The organism is Mucilaginibacter pallidiroseus, from assembly GCF_007846085.1.
In the GTDB taxonomy this organism is placed as follows: Bacteria; Bacteroidota; Bacteroidia; order Sphingobacteriales; family Sphingobacteriaceae; genus Mucilaginibacter; species Mucilaginibacter pallidiroseus.
Genome location: NZ_VOEJ01000002.1, coordinates 44077 through 60051, shown reverse-complemented (window position 1 = coordinate 60051; position 15975 = coordinate 44077). Strand labels below are relative to the sequence as shown.

General features: G+C 42.8%; 10 protein-coding genes. 7 read left to right on the top strand and 3 right to left on the bottom strand.

Features of this window, described 5'->3' with window-relative positions:
- Positions 1 to 109: 109 nt before the first annotated feature.
- Positions 110 to 826, top strand: a complete 717-nt coding sequence (locus FPZ43_RS04720; RefSeq protein ID WP_146380710.1) for a pyridoxine 5'-phosphate synthase — start codon at positions 110 to 112, stop codon at positions 824 to 826.
- Here FPZ43_RS04720 and FPZ43_RS04715 read toward each other — a convergent pair.
- Both FPZ43_RS04715 and FPZ43_RS04710 read right to left on the bottom strand, forming a co-directional pair.
- A complete protein-coding gene (locus FPZ43_RS04715; RefSeq protein ID WP_186461764.1) occupies positions 823 to 3924 on the bottom strand; it encodes a gliding motility-associated C-terminal domain-containing protein in 3102 nt (1033 codons plus the stop codon). The two genes, FPZ43_RS04720 and FPZ43_RS04715, sit on opposite strands and share 4 nt — an antisense overlap.
- Before the next feature lie 152 nt (positions 3925 to 4076).
- Complete coding sequence (locus FPZ43_RS04710) at positions 4077 to 5909, bottom strand: gliding motility-associated C-terminal domain-containing protein (protein ID WP_186461763.1); 1833 nt, start codon at positions 5907 to 5909, stop codon at positions 4077 to 4079.
- A 266-nt stretch (positions 5910 to 6175) separates the two neighbouring features.
- Here FPZ43_RS04710 and gcvP point away from each other — a divergent pair, with 266 nt between their 5' ends.
- Together gcvP and FPZ43_RS04700 are read left to right on the top strand one after the other, a co-directional pair.
- Positions 6176 to 9085, top strand: coding sequence for an aminomethyl-transferring glycine dehydrogenase (gene gcvP / locus FPZ43_RS04705; RefSeq protein WP_146380707.1), 2910 nt, complete (start codon positions 6176 to 6178; stop codon positions 9083 to 9085).
- Between the two features lie 257 nt (positions 9086 to 9342).
- Positions 9343 to 9762, top strand: coding sequence for a response regulator (locus FPZ43_RS04700; protein WP_146380706.1), 420 nt, complete (start codon positions 9343 to 9345; stop codon positions 9760 to 9762).
- Here the strand turns inward: FPZ43_RS04700 and FPZ43_RS04695 are convergent.
- On the bottom strand, positions 9759 to 10529 hold the full coding sequence (locus tag FPZ43_RS04695) for an MBL fold metallo-hydrolase (protein ID WP_146380705.1): 771 nt from the start codon (positions 10527 to 10529) through the stop codon (positions 9759 to 9761). The two genes, FPZ43_RS04700 and FPZ43_RS04695, sit on opposite strands and share 4 nt — an antisense overlap.
- Before the next feature lie 192 nt (positions 10530 to 10721).
- On the opposite strand from FPZ43_RS04695, the gene FPZ43_RS04690 reads away from it, so the two are divergent.
- The 4 genes from FPZ43_RS04690 (at position 10722) to FPZ43_RS04675 (ending at position 15960) form a co-directional block, all read left to right on the top strand.
- Positions 10722 to 11096 carry a BlaI/MecI/CopY family transcriptional regulator gene (locus FPZ43_RS04690; protein WP_146380704.1) on the top strand — a complete coding sequence of 125 codons (375 nt, stop codon included), beginning with the start codon at positions 10722 to 10724 and terminating at the stop codon, positions 11094 to 11096.
- A 119-nt stretch (positions 11097 to 11215) separates the two neighbouring features.
- Positions 11216 to 13255 (top strand): M56 family metallopeptidase, encoded by a 2040-nt coding sequence (locus tag FPZ43_RS04685; protein WP_146380703.1) that lies wholly within the window; start codon positions 11216 to 11218, stop codon positions 13253 to 13255.
- 87 nt (positions 13256 to 13342) lie between these two features.
- Positions 13343 to 15064, top strand: coding sequence for a DNA repair protein RecN (gene recN, locus FPZ43_RS04680; protein WP_146380702.1), 1722 nt, complete (start codon positions 13343 to 13345; stop codon positions 15062 to 15064).
- A gap of 83 nt (positions 15065 to 15147) precedes the next feature.
- Complete coding sequence (locus FPZ43_RS04675) at positions 15148 to 15960, top strand: enoyl-ACP reductase FabI (RefSeq protein WP_146380701.1); 813 nt, start codon at positions 15148 to 15150, stop codon at positions 15958 to 15960.
- The last annotated feature ends 15 nt before the right edge of the window (positions 15961 to 15975 follow it).

Below are 15975 nucleotides of genomic sequence, written 5' to 3'. Positions count from 1 at the left end.
ATGATACTAAATGCTTTACAGCTAAAAAAGTTTAAAACCCAATACGTACAAAATTCATTTAATTGTTATTAATGTATTATTGATATTTGCTGCACATCTGTAAAATACTATGGCCCGTTTATCTGTCAATGTAAATAAAATAGCTACCCTGCGAAATTCGCGCGGTGGCAACAATCCTGATCTGATACAAGTTGCTAAAGATTGTGAACGCTTTGGTGCGCGGGGCATAACTGTACACCCAAGGCCTGATGAAAGGCATATACGTTATCAGGATGTTTACGACCTGAAGAAGATTGTAACAACCGAATTTAATATAGAAGGTAATTGCCAGGAGCAAAAATTTGTTGATTTGGTATTGGCTGTGAAGCCCGAGCAGGTTACCCTTGTGCCCGATGCTTTAGGGCAAATAACATCAAACCATGGCTGGGATACCATAACCCATCAGCAGTATTTAAAAGATACTATTAAGATATTTGCCGACGCAGGTATCCGCGTATCCATATTTGTGGATCCAGTGGTTGAGATAGTTGAGGCCGCAGCTACTACAGGCACACACCGTATTGAGTTGTATACCGAAGCCTATGCACATGGCTATGCTGCAAACCGCGAAGAGGCCATTGCACCGTATGTAAAAGCTGCAGAAGCAGCAAAGAGGGCAGGGCTTGGCATAAACGCCGGGCACGACCTGGATTTGCAAAACCTAAAATACTTTGCCGAAAATATACCTGCGCTTGATGAGGTAAGTATAGGCCATGCCCTTATAAGCGATGCCCTTTATTACGGGTTAGAAAATACTGTGCAAATGTATCTGCGCCAACTGGCTTAACGTAGTATGGTTACATAGCCGGAAATAGGCTTTGCGTTTTTTTGTTCGATGATGTAATAGTAGGTGCTTGCCGGGAGCTGCTGGCCATTTTGTGTGCCATCAAAGGGTTTTGGATAACCTACAGATTGGAACACCATTTGCCCCGATCTGGCGAATATTTTTACCGTAGCTATCTTCGATTCTTCAATACCAGTAATGGTCCAATAATCGTTAAAGCCATCACCATTAGGGGTAAATGTATTAGGGATGTTTACGTTCAGGATAGTTAACACAACACGCACACGTGTGCGCGGGCTTTCGCACTCACCATAACTCAGTTCTATATAATAGCTGCGATTGCCGGTAACATTTACCGTGAAGCTGCCGCCCTTGCTTTCGGCTAGTGGAGTTGAACCGGTTTCCGAATCATATAGCCTGTAAATTGCAGTAGGGAAAGGATCTGTAACCTGTAAAGTGGTGTTGCCGGTGCGCGTTACCTCTACATCTGCTATGATTGGCGCCGGGATAATTTGCGTTTGTTCTTTTATGGTATAAGTAAGCATCGCAAGGTTGCAGCCGCCGTCTGTTACGGACAGGGTGTAGGTGCCGGCATCAAGATCGTTTATAAAAGGTTGTGTTTTACCAGGGATTACGTTGCCGTTGCCATCTTTCCATTCGTAAAAGTAATTGCCCGTACCACCGCTCACAATGGCTGCATCGATACTTCCCTTGCCCACCCCGCAATAAATATCATGCGCGTTGCCAAACGCAATGGTAAGTTCGGGATATGCATCTACGGTATATTCTTTATAGAAGCTTTCGCAACTGCCGGCATCTGTAAGGTAAAGTTTGTATGTACCGGCAGGCAAATATTGAATTGTTTTTCCGTAGCCTGCTGTGTTGTTTTGGCTATCCACCCATCTGAAAATTCCTGGCTGATCTTGCGCACCATCCGTATTTATGCTGATGGTGCCGGTAGGGAAGGCGGCACATGTTTTTGTAATGGTAGCCGCAAATTGCGGGTAAACGGTAGGTGTAACAGCATCAATGCGGAAGTCGGCATAGTTTGCACACGTGGCGTTGCTGATTGTAAGGCGATAATTACCTGGCGGGATATTCTCCAGGTTGAGCGTATTGCCTGCAACGCTGCCATCATCGCGCGTCCATATAAAGGTAGTGGCTCCTGGCGCCTGCAGACCCCTGATATATCCGTTGGCCAGCCCACAGGTTGATGGACGTACACTGACGTTGGTGGTTACAAGCTGTACGCCGTTGGTGTTTTGAAGTTCATAAGGACCAAAAATTTGCTCACATTGTCCGGTTGTACTTCCAACAACTAAGCTGTATTGCCCTGCGGGAACTCCTGTCAGATCAAGGCAATTGTCACAAACAACGCTTCCATTTTTGTCAATCCAACGGCTGCGATAAGAAGATTGCGATGTAATTTTAATGCCTTTTAACGAGCCCCCACTATTGCATGATGCGTTTGTTTTTTCTAAGTCATCAGTAGTTACAGTTATAGTATTGTCTTTTATTTCATAGGTTTTGGTGAAGTCGCACTCGGATCCTACACCCACTTTTAATGTATACACTCCGGCAGCAACATCTATTAAATCTGGCGTTGTGGCTACAAGTTCATTATTACTGTTATACCAGCGGTAACCGAAATTATATACGGTATTCATTATTTTAATAGTCCCCGTATTACTGCAAGGTGTTTGTTCTACAAGTGCATCGTCTTCATTGAAGCTTGTCCCTGCAAACATTCCTGTAATTCTATTCGATGTGGCTGAGGCCATAACATTTCCTAACAGTGGGCCTACATAAGACCAGCTTCCGGTGGCGTTAGCTTTAACTGTAGCAAAATATGTTTTAGGAGCAGGAAGATAACAGTTGCAATTGCTGTATAACAATTCGATATCTGTATTAGGCGTTGCTGTTCCTGCAATTCCGTTTACCGAAACCGATGTTATTTTCACTTTGGGTACTATTTCTTCATTTTCGTTTCCTAAAAACGTTATCCCTCTAACGCAAAATATGCTATTGCGTTTTAAGATTACGTTATCGTTAGGGGTATATGCAATTGCCGTATGAGCGTATGTTATAAAGTTTTTATCGTCAGGCATATCTCCTCCTACCAAAAATTTAGCTTTGCCATTTAATATTAAGGCGTACATGGACATATCATTGACATTTTCAAGATAATTTATTGTCCCCGAACGGTCGGTATTAAAACCGTTTCCCTTTATTTTAATTTGTCCGTCTAAGTTTGAAATTGATAATAAAATACCCACATATTCATCTACAAATATGTTGTCGGCAATTAAGGCATTAACCGACGGCTGAGGGTTGGTTGCATTGCTGCTCTGTATAGTGCAACGCGTTATTTGAGAATAAATATTAGTAGGAACTTGTTTTGTGGCATTATAGTTAGTCCCGAATTTGTTGTGGCTTAAAATTAAATTATTGCCAACTAATCTATCGAAGTTTATATATAACCTGAAAAAAACATTCCCAGCTACCTCAGCCCCTCCAACAGTAACATCGGCGCAAGTGATTCCAACCGTAGAATATGCTACGGTTTCTCCGGTTGGGTCAGTTCCGGAATTGTTGCTTTGATAAATGCATGTATTGCCATTATGGATACCAACGTTGGCGCCATTTATCATGTTCCCTTTTGACGGTGCGCCAATGATTACTTTGTCAAAATTGCTTATGCCGATTGCGGCTCCGCCCCAACCTGTTGAATCGCAGTTTAAATAAAGACCATAGATTTCGATAAGATTAGCATTGTCACTATAGAATAGGTTGAGTTGATCAGGGTATATGAATTTATAGGTAATCTGGACTTTCGCATCAGCAACACCAAAATTAGCTCCTGGTTGCGTACTACCGTCTATCACTAAGTTTGATGTCATTTTCGGTAATAAACTTTTTATAGCTATCGTCCTGCCCGCCTCGCTCACATCCGGCAGGTTAAAATATATAAAGTCTTTTTCAGCATCGCCATTGGCCGCTGCCTTTGTCAAAGCTTCACGGAGAGTACCGGGGCCGCTATCACCATTGCTGGTTACAGTAAATGTTTCCGCATGGGTTTGTACAGCAAATATTATTGACAAGACAAAGATTAGAACCCACCTACAATACATAAAAAATTGATGGCGCATTAGTAGTTACAACCAAGGTGCGATGGTGTAGACAGCTTATATCAAGTGCAAAGAAAACCTGTATTTTTGCCGTAGAAAAGCGCATTGTAATGGGTAAAGGTTTGCTACCGCAATATAGTGACATTGCCGGATACCTTGCAACCCCTGTCTAAAGTTATTACATAGTAATACGTGCCTGACGGTAACGTTTTGCCCCTGAAAATGCCATCAAAGGGCTTTGCGTATCCGCGCGACTGAAACACCTGCAAGCCGGACCGGTCATAAACCTGTACCAAAGCATCGGTGTATTTATCCACGTTACGTATCAGCCAAAAATCATTAATACCATCGTTGTTGGGGGTGAAGGTGTTAGTCAAATCGGTTAGTATAAAACCAATACGGATTGCTACTTTTTTACGCGGGCCTTCGCAGTCGCCTCTTATTACACTTACATAAAAATCCCGTTCGTTAAAAACATTGATTTTAAACTCCCCATTTGCATTCTCATCTATAGGTGTAACATCGTTTTCAGCATCATAAAGCCGGTAACGGCGGCCAGGCAGTGCCCTACTCACCCTAAATGTGGCCTCACCACTTGTGCATATGTAAGTGGTAGTATTTATCGGGGCATCATCATATACGTTAAGGTTTCCTATGGTATATTTTTTTTCAGCGGCCTCGCAACTTGTTGCGTCAAGCACTTGTAAAGTATAGTTTCCGGCAACGGCATTTGTTAAATCCAATTGGTCTGAAACCAGCTTGCCACCGGCATCCGTCCACCGGTAAGTGTAAGGTGGGTAACCGTTTTCTATTTTAATATTTTTAATACTTCCTGTATAGGAGTTGCAGGTATCGGATGTAATTGTTTCGGCGTTGTTTGTAATAGTTACTGGATACGTTTCATCAATTGTGAAGATATCGTATAACCTTTCGCAACCCATTTCGTCCGTTACATAAAGTGTGTATTTGCCAGGTGGAAGATTAACTATTTCGTTGCCGAAGCCCATGTTTTTGCCCGCTTCATCAACCCATCTAAAATTTGTAACATATGCCGGATATGCGTCTATTGTTACAGAACCTGTGTTTTGAGCACCGCATGTATTTCTGATTGTGTACCTAAAAACAGGGATATTCCTGGTAATAGCTGGGCCAAGGTCAAACACATACTGGTACGATTCGTTTGGGTTGCACTTATGCTTCATTCGTAGATAAACCCTCCCCCCGCCAGACCAATCACGTAAATCTGCAGTGGTGGCTATGATAGTTCCAAAGGGATACTCCCATTGAAATAAAAAATTTCTTAAATTTTGTGAGGCAATACCTGTCACAGATGGGTATGCATCACAACTTGCTAGTGTTACGACAACTTTACTTAAGTTGAAAGCTATTTCCTTATAAGGTAATACGGAAATATATTTGCTATAAACTGGTCCGCAGATCTCATCTGAAACCATTAGCTGATATGTGCCTACCCGTGCATTAGGCAAATTAGGCGTATTGGTTAAATACGTAGCTTCCTTTGTATTTAAATTAATTGAATACCATGCATACTTGATTGTTCCTGTTCCAAATACCTTTATGTTTCTTATGGAACCACCTTTACCGTCGCAATCTGGGGATATTACCGTGTAGCCTGTTGAGTCAATAACAGGTCCGTCAGTACACGATATGTCAAATGGCCCCAGTTTTTGTTCAATCAGCTTTGAATTCACTTTCGCGCTTACAATTAAGGTGTATGACCCGGCGGGCTGATTAGTTAAATTTCGGCTGGTTGAAATTTCTTTATTATAGGTGTTACGCCAACTGTATCTGATATGATGTTTACCGATTATTTTAATCCCGGTTATGGAGCCTAAACGTTTTTTGCTGTTTATGTTTACTATGGATAAATAAGACGTGTCCACGATCAAACCCGTTCCATCCCATTTAAGGCTGTCTGCATGTGAAAATGAATCCACTGCTGCTTTCGGTTTTTGAGGTAATAACTGGCATAGTGCAGATAAGGGCACCAGAAATGCAAACAATAACATTAAGCGATAAAGCATAGCCAGTTGATACTCCTAATTTAACTAAATCTTTGCACATTACCAATATACCTTTGGGAGTGCTTGTTAAAGAAAGAGTACAATAACCCCTGTAAAACCAATGTCACTATACTATTACTCAATTGTTATTCGATTGGGTTTTTGTACCTTTGCGGTAAATTTTAAGGCACCCATCCTCAATGAAGCTGAACATAGATTATCAGGAAAAATTCCAGCACAGGCACATAGCGCCAAACCAGGCAGATACCGATAAAATGTTGAAAACAATCGGTGTTGATTCGCTCGACGAATTGATAGCGCAAACCGTTCCTGACCAGATCAGGCTTAAAAATACGCTTAATTTGCCCGCCGCGAAAAGTGAGTTTGATTATTTAAATACCCTGAAGCAGGCAGCTTCAAAAAACAAAGTTTTTAAATCATACATTGGCCAGGGCTACTATGATGTTATAGTGCCGGGTGTAATTCAGCGTAATATTCTTGAAAACCCTGGCTGGTACACGCAATATACTCCTTACCAGGCCGAGATTGCCCAGGGCCGTTTACAGGCGCTCCTAAACTTCCAAACCATGGTGATTGACCTTACCGGGATGGAAATTGCAAATGCATCGTTACTTGATGAAGGTACCGCAGCAGCCGAGGCTATGTTTATGCAATACAGCCTCCGCAAAAATCCAAAGGCAAATGTATTTTTTGTGAGCGAGGAAGTGTTCCCGCAAACAATCGATATCCTTAAAACACGCAGCGAACCTTACGGCATTAAATTAGAAATTGGCGACCACCGTACAGCTCAGCTTAATGTTGATATGTTTGGCGCTATGGTGCAGTACCCTGCAGGCCATGGCGAGGTTTACAACTATACTGATTTTGCAGCGGCATTGCATGCAAAAAACATCAAGCTTACGGTAGTGGCCGATTTGATGAGCCTTGTGCTGTTAACGCCTCCGGGCGAGTGGGGTGCCGACATTGTTGTAGGTACATCTCAACGCTTTGGTATACCTATGGGTTTTGGCGGGCCGCATGCTGCATTTTTTGCAACCAAAGAGGAATATAAACGCTCTATCCCGGGCCGTATAATTGGCGTTACTATTGACAGTGCCGGTAATTATGCGCTGCGTATGGCGCTCCAAACACGTGAGCAGCACATCCGCAGGGATAAAGCAACATCAAATATTTGCACCGCGCAGGCATTGCTGGCTATTATGGCTGGTATGTATGCGGTGTACCATGGCCCGCAAGGCTTAAAATTGATTGCTGAACGCATACACGGTTTAACCGTGCTTTTGGCATCGGCACTTAACGAACTTGGTTACGAGCAGCTTAACACTACTTACTTTGATACTATTAAGTTTGATGTTGGCGAGCTGGCAGGCCCGGTAAAATCTGAGGCGCTGAACAACGAGAGCAATCTTAACTTCAGCGGGAGCGTGGTTACTATTTCTGTTGATGAAACTACATCGCCAGAAGATATTAAAACAATGGTGCGCTTTTTTGCTAAGGTTAAAGGTAAAACACTTGCCGATGCAAATTTTGATGGCTTAAGAAACGATGTTTCTGGAGTTATACCGGCAGCTTTACAACGTACGTCAGATTACCTTACACACGCAATATTTAATTCGCACCACTCAGAACATGAGATGTTGCGTTATATCAAATCATTAGAGGCAAAAGATCTTTCGCTTTGCCACTCGATGATTGCTTTGGGCTCATGTACCATGAAACTTAATGCTACAACCGAGATGGTTCCTGTAACTTGGCCGGAGTTTAGCAAAATGCACCCTTTTGCACCAACCGACCAGGTAGGCGGCTACATGCAGGTGTTTGATGAATTGAACAATTGGCTTAGCGAAATTACCGGTTTTGCAGCCATGAGCCTGCAGCCAAACGCAGGTGCACAGGGCGAATATGCAGGTTTAATGGTTATCCGCGCTTATCACAACGATAGGGGCGATGCACACCGTAACGTAGCACTCATCCCTGCATCGGCACACGGTACCAACCCTGCTTCTGCAGCTATGGCCGGTATGAAAATAGTTGTTGTTAAATGTGATGATAACGGTAACATTGATGTAGCGGATCTTAAAGCAAAAGCCGAGCAATACAAAAATGACCTTTCGTGCCTGATGGTAACTTATCCATCTACCCACGGTGTGTTTGAAGAGTCAATCATTGAAGTTTGCCAGATAATTCATGACAACGGCGGCCAGGTTTATATGGACGGTGCCAACATGAATGCCCAGGTTGGTTTAACAAGCCCGGCTAATATAGGTGCCGATGTTTGCCACCTTAACTTGCATAAAACATTCTGTATACCTCACGGTGGCGGTGGTCCTGGTATGGGTCCTATCGGTGTTGCAAAACACCTTGTTCCGTACCTTCCGGGCCATGCGGTGGTTGATATTGATAATGGTAAGGCGATCCACGCAGTATCTGCTGCGCCATGGGGCTCTGCGTCTATCCTAATCATCTCTCACGCTTACATCGCCATGATGGGTGGTGACGGATTAACTAACGCAACCAAATACGCTATCCTGAACGCTAATTACATCAAGGCACGTTTAGAGAGCCATTATCCGGTGCTTTACAGCGGATCGAAAGGCCGTTGCGCACACGAAATGATATTGGATTGCCGCTCGTTTAAATCATTCGGCATCGAAGTTACTGACATAGCAAAACGTTTGATGGATTATGGTTTCCATGCACCAACCGTATCTTTCCCGGTTGCGGGTACCGTGATGGTTGAGCCTACCGAGTCGGAACCTAAGCACGAGCTTGACCGCTTCTGCGATGCTATGATCTCTATCCGCCACGAAATTGCTGATGTAGAAAGCGGACTAAGCAACAAAGCCGATAACCCGCTTAAAAACGCACCTCACACCGCTGCCGTAATTACCGGCAACGAATGGGAGCATGCTTACACCCGCCAAAAAGCAGCTTTCCCGCTGCCGTATGTGGCGCAATATAAATTCTGGCCATCAGTAGGCAGGGTTAATGATACCTACGGCGATCGTACGTTGATTTGTTCATGCCCGCCGCTTACCGACTATGAGTTTGAAGAAAGCGAAGTAACCACACCAGAATACGGTACCTGAGTAAACCGATAACTAAACATAGCAAAGGCCCCGATATGGGGCCTAGCTTTGTTTACATAAATATGTAGCCCTTATCTAAAGTTGGATTAACATCGCTTAAAAAAAAATGACCAAAATGCATAGTAGTTTCTACTACAAAATGTGTTACATTGTTTAAGAGGTGAATTTATAACGACTTTTGAGTTTTATTACTGAAAACTTATATTTACAACCAAAGGGAATATAACCTTTTATTTCAAGCACACGTATAAAAAAGCATGAGCCCTAATAGTACCAAAACAGTAAGTGTTTTATTGGTTGATGATGATGAAATAAACAACTTTATTTCTATTAAACTTATCAAAAAGGCATTAATTAATACTGATATAATGGCTTGCCTTAACGGCAGGTTTGCTATTGAGCAACTGATTGAGATACAGGAGAAAGATCCATCAAAGTTGCCCGATTATATACTTCTTGATATCAACATGCCGATTATGAACGGCTGGGAATTTTTGGACGAGTACAAGCGGTTGAATTTGGATCCGCTGGGCAAAAGTAAAATCTACATCATTTCATCATCTGTGTTCAGTAATGATATAAACAAGGCACGCTCATACCCGCTGGTAAAAGATTTTGTATCAAAACCACTTAATGTGGAAAAAATAAAAGAGCTTTTTGAATTATCTGCAAATTAAGTAGGGATAACAGTAAATGCCTCGTCTGTGTATTTAACTGTGCCCACTGCCGTTATGCGGGCATGGTAGAACAGGCAGGTCCAGCCCTCTTGTGCAGCGGTTTTACCGTATTGGATGCGCAATTCGGCCGCGCGGTGTCCGTTGTAATCATATTTAGCAACGAATTTTCGTAGTAATTGCTCAGGCTCGGGCAGTTCATCTCCGCCAAAAAACACTTTTTCGCCCTCTGTTTCCAGCCAAAATACCTGGTGATATTTACTATGCCCGCCAGATAATTCATACCTGATACCCGGTTTATATTCGCCATCGCCCTCAACAAAATCAATTTTTGCAGATTGTTGCAGCGTTTCAAAAATTTCCTGGTGATATGAAGATGACTTGCCGCTAAGGCCAAATTCAAACTCCTGCCGTTGTATAACGTGCGTTGCCGCAGGAAAGCTCGGCTCCAATTTACCGTTGCGCTCAACTACCAGGCCGCCCGAATGATCGTAATGCAGGTGGCTCATTAACACAAGCGTAATATCTTCCGGGTCGAACCCTGCATTGCGGATATGTTGGTGCAGCAGTAATTCGTCGCGGGTATCTTTATAACCAAGCCCTGCGTCCAGCAGAATCAGATCAGTTGATGTTTTAATCAAAAAAGGATTTACATGAATAAACAGTGAGCCCGGCCTGTCGGCACGTTTATCCAATTCTGGGTTAAACGGAACAAACTTCTTGGTAACATCTACCGAGTACGAACCTTCTCCTAAAACAAAAACTTCCATATATAGCTGCCTGTGTGCAGTGCAAATATAACCAGTATAGCTTAATCCTTGTTTCTAATGCATTATAAATGACCTTGGCGTAACGTTTTGCTGCTGCTTGCGTCTTTTTTGTAAAATATTTAAATAAAATTTTGATCTACGAAATATATCGTACATATTTGTACGACAAGTTTCGTAGATACATAATTACAGATGGATATTAAGCCGACCGAAAGCGAATTAGAAATATTGCAGGTTATTTGGAAAAAGGGGCAGTGCAGCGTGCGCGAAGTACATGATGAATTGACTAAAAGCAAAGATGCAGGTTATACCACCACCTTAAAACTGATGCAGATCATGTTTGAAAAGGGGTTGTTGGAACGCGATGCATCATCTAAAACGCATTTATACAAAGCGTTGATAACCCGAGAGCAAGCCCAACAAGGAGCTTTAGATAAAATTATCAATACTGTATTTAAAGGCTCAACTTCAGATTTGGTTATACAGGCACTTGGGCAACATCGGGCCTCAAAAGATGAGATCGATGCTATCAAGAGTTTCCTTGATCAGTTTGAGGGTAAGGATTAGTTAGCAGTTGTCAGTCATCAGTAGGCAGTTATCAGCGAGTAGTTAATAGGTGTAGACTGATTTAGAGTTTTGGTTTTAGGATCCGGAGTTATCAATTAGTATTTAGAAATTTAAAAAATATGTCAGCAATACTCTACAACATCAGCCAGGTAATAGGTATAACCATTATACACTCGTTATGGCAGGCTTTGCTTATTTATTTTTTGTTGAGGATAACTTTTACCGCAGCACGAGATTTATCTGCTTCAAAAAAGTATAAGATTGCTGTTACTGCATTGGCTGGTATAACAGGTTGGTTTGTTGTAACACTTATAAACGAGGTGCAGGCTTATGATTGGTCGACTGTGCCAGCAGGCGGTACCGAAGTGTTAATTGATTTACCTGCCAACGTGCACAAACTTAATCAGCAAGGCATGCGCTATTATTATAGCATACAGCAGTACCTGCCGTACATATCGGTGTTGTACACCTTTGGATTGTTGTTTAACTCGGCACGGGCCTTAGTTGCCCGCAGGCAAATCCGTATTGTAAAGCAAACCATGAGCCTTGATGTGCAATTGCAACAGCAGATAAGCCGCTTCGCTAAAAAATTCGGAATTGCTAAGAAAGTAACAGTAGGCCTGAGCAGGTTAGTTGATGTGCCCTGCATTACGGGATACGTAAAGCCGGTAATATTGCTGCCTTTTAGCCTTGCTACGTACCTTAACGCCGATGAAATTGAAGCAATCCTAATGCACGAGCTGGCCCATATTAAACGTAATGATTACCTGGTAAACCTTGCACAGCAGGTTATTACGGCTATACTTTTCTTTAACCCCTGTGTGTTGCTTATTAACAAGATAATTGGAGAGGAACGCGAAAATGCCTGCGACGATATGGTTGTGGATGCTACGCAAAATCCCATTATATATGCGAAGGCCCTGTACAAGCTGGAGCAAACCCGCCAAAATACGTTACAGTTAGCGCTGGCTGTCACTGGCAAAAAATACCATTTACTAAACAGAATTGAACGTATCATGAAAACTAAAAAACAAACATTAAGCGTGCGGCCTACAGTAGTGGCTATGCTGATACTCACCGTAAGTATAAGTGCTCTTACCATATTAAAACCCGAGGTTGCCCAGGGCCGCATATCTGTAAAAGCAATTGTACCAGCTATTAAGCAACTGGTAACGCAAACCGATACGGTGCCGGTAAAAAAAGCAACCCAAGTGGTTACAAGTGATAAAGGTACTGCGGCTGCCAAAAAAGCTGCAGCAAAAAATCGCAGCAGAACGGTTAGGGTACAGCAATTTGGCCAGACCTATGAAGGCCTGAACGATCCTGAATTGAGCAGGCTAAGCAAGGACATTGAAAAACAGGGCGAACTGATTAGCCAGTATTACGAAAGCGCCGACTTTAAGGCCAAAACTGCCGACATGGAGCGTTTAGGCAAACAGATCAGTGCGTTTTATGAAAGCGATGCTGTAAAGAAAGCAACGGCGGCTCAAGAGAAAGCAGCGGCTGACTATGAAAAGGCATGGTCTGGCAAAGGCAGTAAAATTGAAGAGCTGGGAAAACAGATGTCCGCAGCGGGCGACGTGATGAGTAAATATTACGAATCGAAAGAGTTTAAAGATATGAACGCCAAACTCGCTAAAAAATATAATATTCCCGAAAAAACTTATTACAATAAGAACGAATATCAAAGCGAAAATTACAAAGCATACCAGGCCGAGCTTAATAAGAATATACCGGCAGATGTATTGGCACAGCAGGACAAAATGAAGGAGCTGGGCCAGCAAATGCGCAAATACACTGAGGATCCGGAGTTGAAAAAGCAGCAGGAATTAATGAGGCAGTATGGCGATGAAATGCGCAAAGTTTATAACAATCCGGCTATTAAGGATCAGCAGGAGCAGATGCGCAAGTTGGGTATGCAAATGCATCAATATGGCAATAGCCAGCAAATTAAAGCTATTAAAGAACAAATGAGGGTGGCAAACCTTAAACTGCGCGCCTACATGAATACGCCGGAGTTTAAAAAGAAGTTAGCAGCCTACAAAAAGCAGTACCGTATTTATAGCGACAACGTTGAGGTGGATGAAGTGCCCGAAAGAGCAGAACAACCGGAAAAAACCGAACCTGCAGAAGCACCGGAAAAAACCGAAAATAACTAAAAAAATTAGTTAAATAGTTTGTCTTCCCGTTAAGGCAAAAAAGAAAAACCGTAATTTAGTATCCTCATAAAAGGGGATACTTTTTTTATGCTTCAAAAGCTAACCATACAAAATTACGCGCTGATAGATAATCTCGAAATCGTTTTTGATAAGGGATTGAATATACTTACGGGCGAAACCGGCGCGGGTAAGTCTATTATCTTGGGTGCCTTGTCGTTATTGTTGGGACAACGTGCAGAAAGCCGTTACTTTTTTAATCAGCAAAAGAAGTGTGTTATTGAGGGACTGTTTAAAATAACCGGCTTCCCGCTCAACGACTTTTTTGAGGATAATGATCTGGATTACGAAGATGAAACTGTGCTGCGCAGAGAGATTTCTGCCGATGGTAAATCGCGTGCCTTTATAAATGACACGCCGGTAAATCTAGCCACCCTTAAGCAACTTGGTGAGCGTTTGATAGACATCCATTCGCAGCATGCAACCCGCGAAATAAACGATGCGGGCTTTCAACTAATGGTAGTTGATGGCGTTGCAGGCCACGCCGATGTTTTATACAATTACCAGACAAAATACAAGGCTTACAAAAAGTCGCAAACACAGTTACAGCAGCTGATTGAGCAAAATGATAAAGCCAAGGCCGACCTGGATTATTACCAGTTTCAGTTTGATGAGTTGGAAAAGGCAGCTATTGTAGCAGATGAGCAGGAACTACTTGAAAAGGAATTGTACACTTTAAATAACGCCGAGGAGATAAAACGGAGCCTGCTGAATGCAAATTATTTGATGCAGGAGAGCGAGACCGCTGCGATAGGGCAGCTACGCGAAGCAGGACAGCAATTATCGGCTATAGAAAAATACAACCCGACAATTGAGGAATTGCAGGAACGTTTGAAGAGCACGCTTATCGAACTGAAGGACATTGCGGCCGAGATTGAAACGATCGAGCAGAGCACCCAAACAAACGAGGCCCGTGCCGAGGAAGTCAGCACACGGCTTGGTATGTTATACAACCTGCAAAAAAAGCATCGCGTTACGACAAATGCCGAACTGCTTGCAATACAGGATGACCTTTCCGAAAAAATACTTCAGGCTACATCAGGCGATGATATGATTGAAAAGTTGCATAGGCAAATCAGTGTTGCCAGGCAGGAGCTTGAAAAACTTGCAGCGAAGCTATCGGCCAATAGGAAAAAGGCTATCCCCGTTATCATACAAAAAGTATTGGCAAACCTGAGCGAAATGGGCATGAGTAATTCTGCCATGCAGATAGAGCAAATAGTAGCAGAATCGGAAAGTCAGGAAGTCGGAAAGATAACTCCATCTGTGGACTTACGGTCTTCCGGACTTTCTGACCACCTTACTAAAAATGGGATAGATACTATTCGGTTTATATTCTCGGCCAATAAGGGTCATGCGCTTGCGGATATGAGCAAGGTAGCATCGGGAGGAGAATTGAGCAGACTGATGCTGAGCATTAAATCAATCATAGCAGAATACACAGCATTGCCTACCATTATTTTTGATGAGATAGATACCGGTGTAAGCGGAGAGGTTGCCAACAAAGTAGGGCAGGTAATGGAGCGCTTGTCGCAAAACCTGCAGGTAATTACCATAACCCACCTGCCGCAAATTGCCGGCAAGGGTAACAGCCATTATTTTGTATACAAAGACGACAGCGCTAAAACTACTTATACCCGTATTAAGAAGCTTAATAACGACGAGCGTGTACTTGAGATAGCTAAAATGTTAAGCGGAGATAAGCCAGGCGAAAGTGCAATACAAAATGCACGTGAGTTGTTAAATGCCTAACAGTATCTTATCTGCAAAACTACCCGCTGCAAACTGTAAACTTATTTTATAACTTTGCCACATTAAAACCAAACGTAAAATAAATGGCTTACAATTTATTAAAGGGAAAAAAAGGCATCATATTCGGTGCTTTAAATGAGCAATCTATTGCCTGGAAGGTAGCACAGCGTTGTGTAGCCGAAGGTGCCGAAATAGTTTTAACCAATTCACCGCTGGCATTGCGCATGGGCGAGCTTAATAAGCTTGCCGAAGAATGCAACGCACCGGTTATCCCTGCCGACGTTACCAGTACTGATGATATCAACAACCTGATCACAAAATCAATGGAGCATTTTGGCGGCGGTGTTGATTTTATCCTGCACTCGATAGGCATGAGTCTTAATGTGCGCAAAGGCATTGCTTACACCGATAATAACTATGACTTCACTCACAAAGGTTTAGATATATCTGCACTTAGTTTTCACCGCGTTTTGCAGGCTGCCATGAAAATGGATGCAATCAACGAGTGGGGATCTGTATTGGCACTAACGTACATTGCTGCCCAGCGTGTATTTCCGGACTATAACGATATGGCCGATAACAAGGCTTATCTGGAAAGTATTGCACGTAATTTTGGATACCAGTATGGTGTTAAAAAGAACGTGCGTATCAATACCGTATCACAGTCACCTACGCGTACCACTGCGGGCAGCGGCGTAAAGGGCTTTGACGGATTTATAAACTACGCAGAAAAAATGAGCCCGCTTGGCAATGCCAATGCCGACCAGTGTGCCGATTATTGTGTTAGCCTGTTTAGCGATCTTACCCGCATGGTTACTATGCAAAATCTGTTTCACGACGGTGGTTTTTCTTTCACCGGCGTTACCCAGGCCGTTATCGAGCAAATGGAGAAATAAGGATTATTATATAAA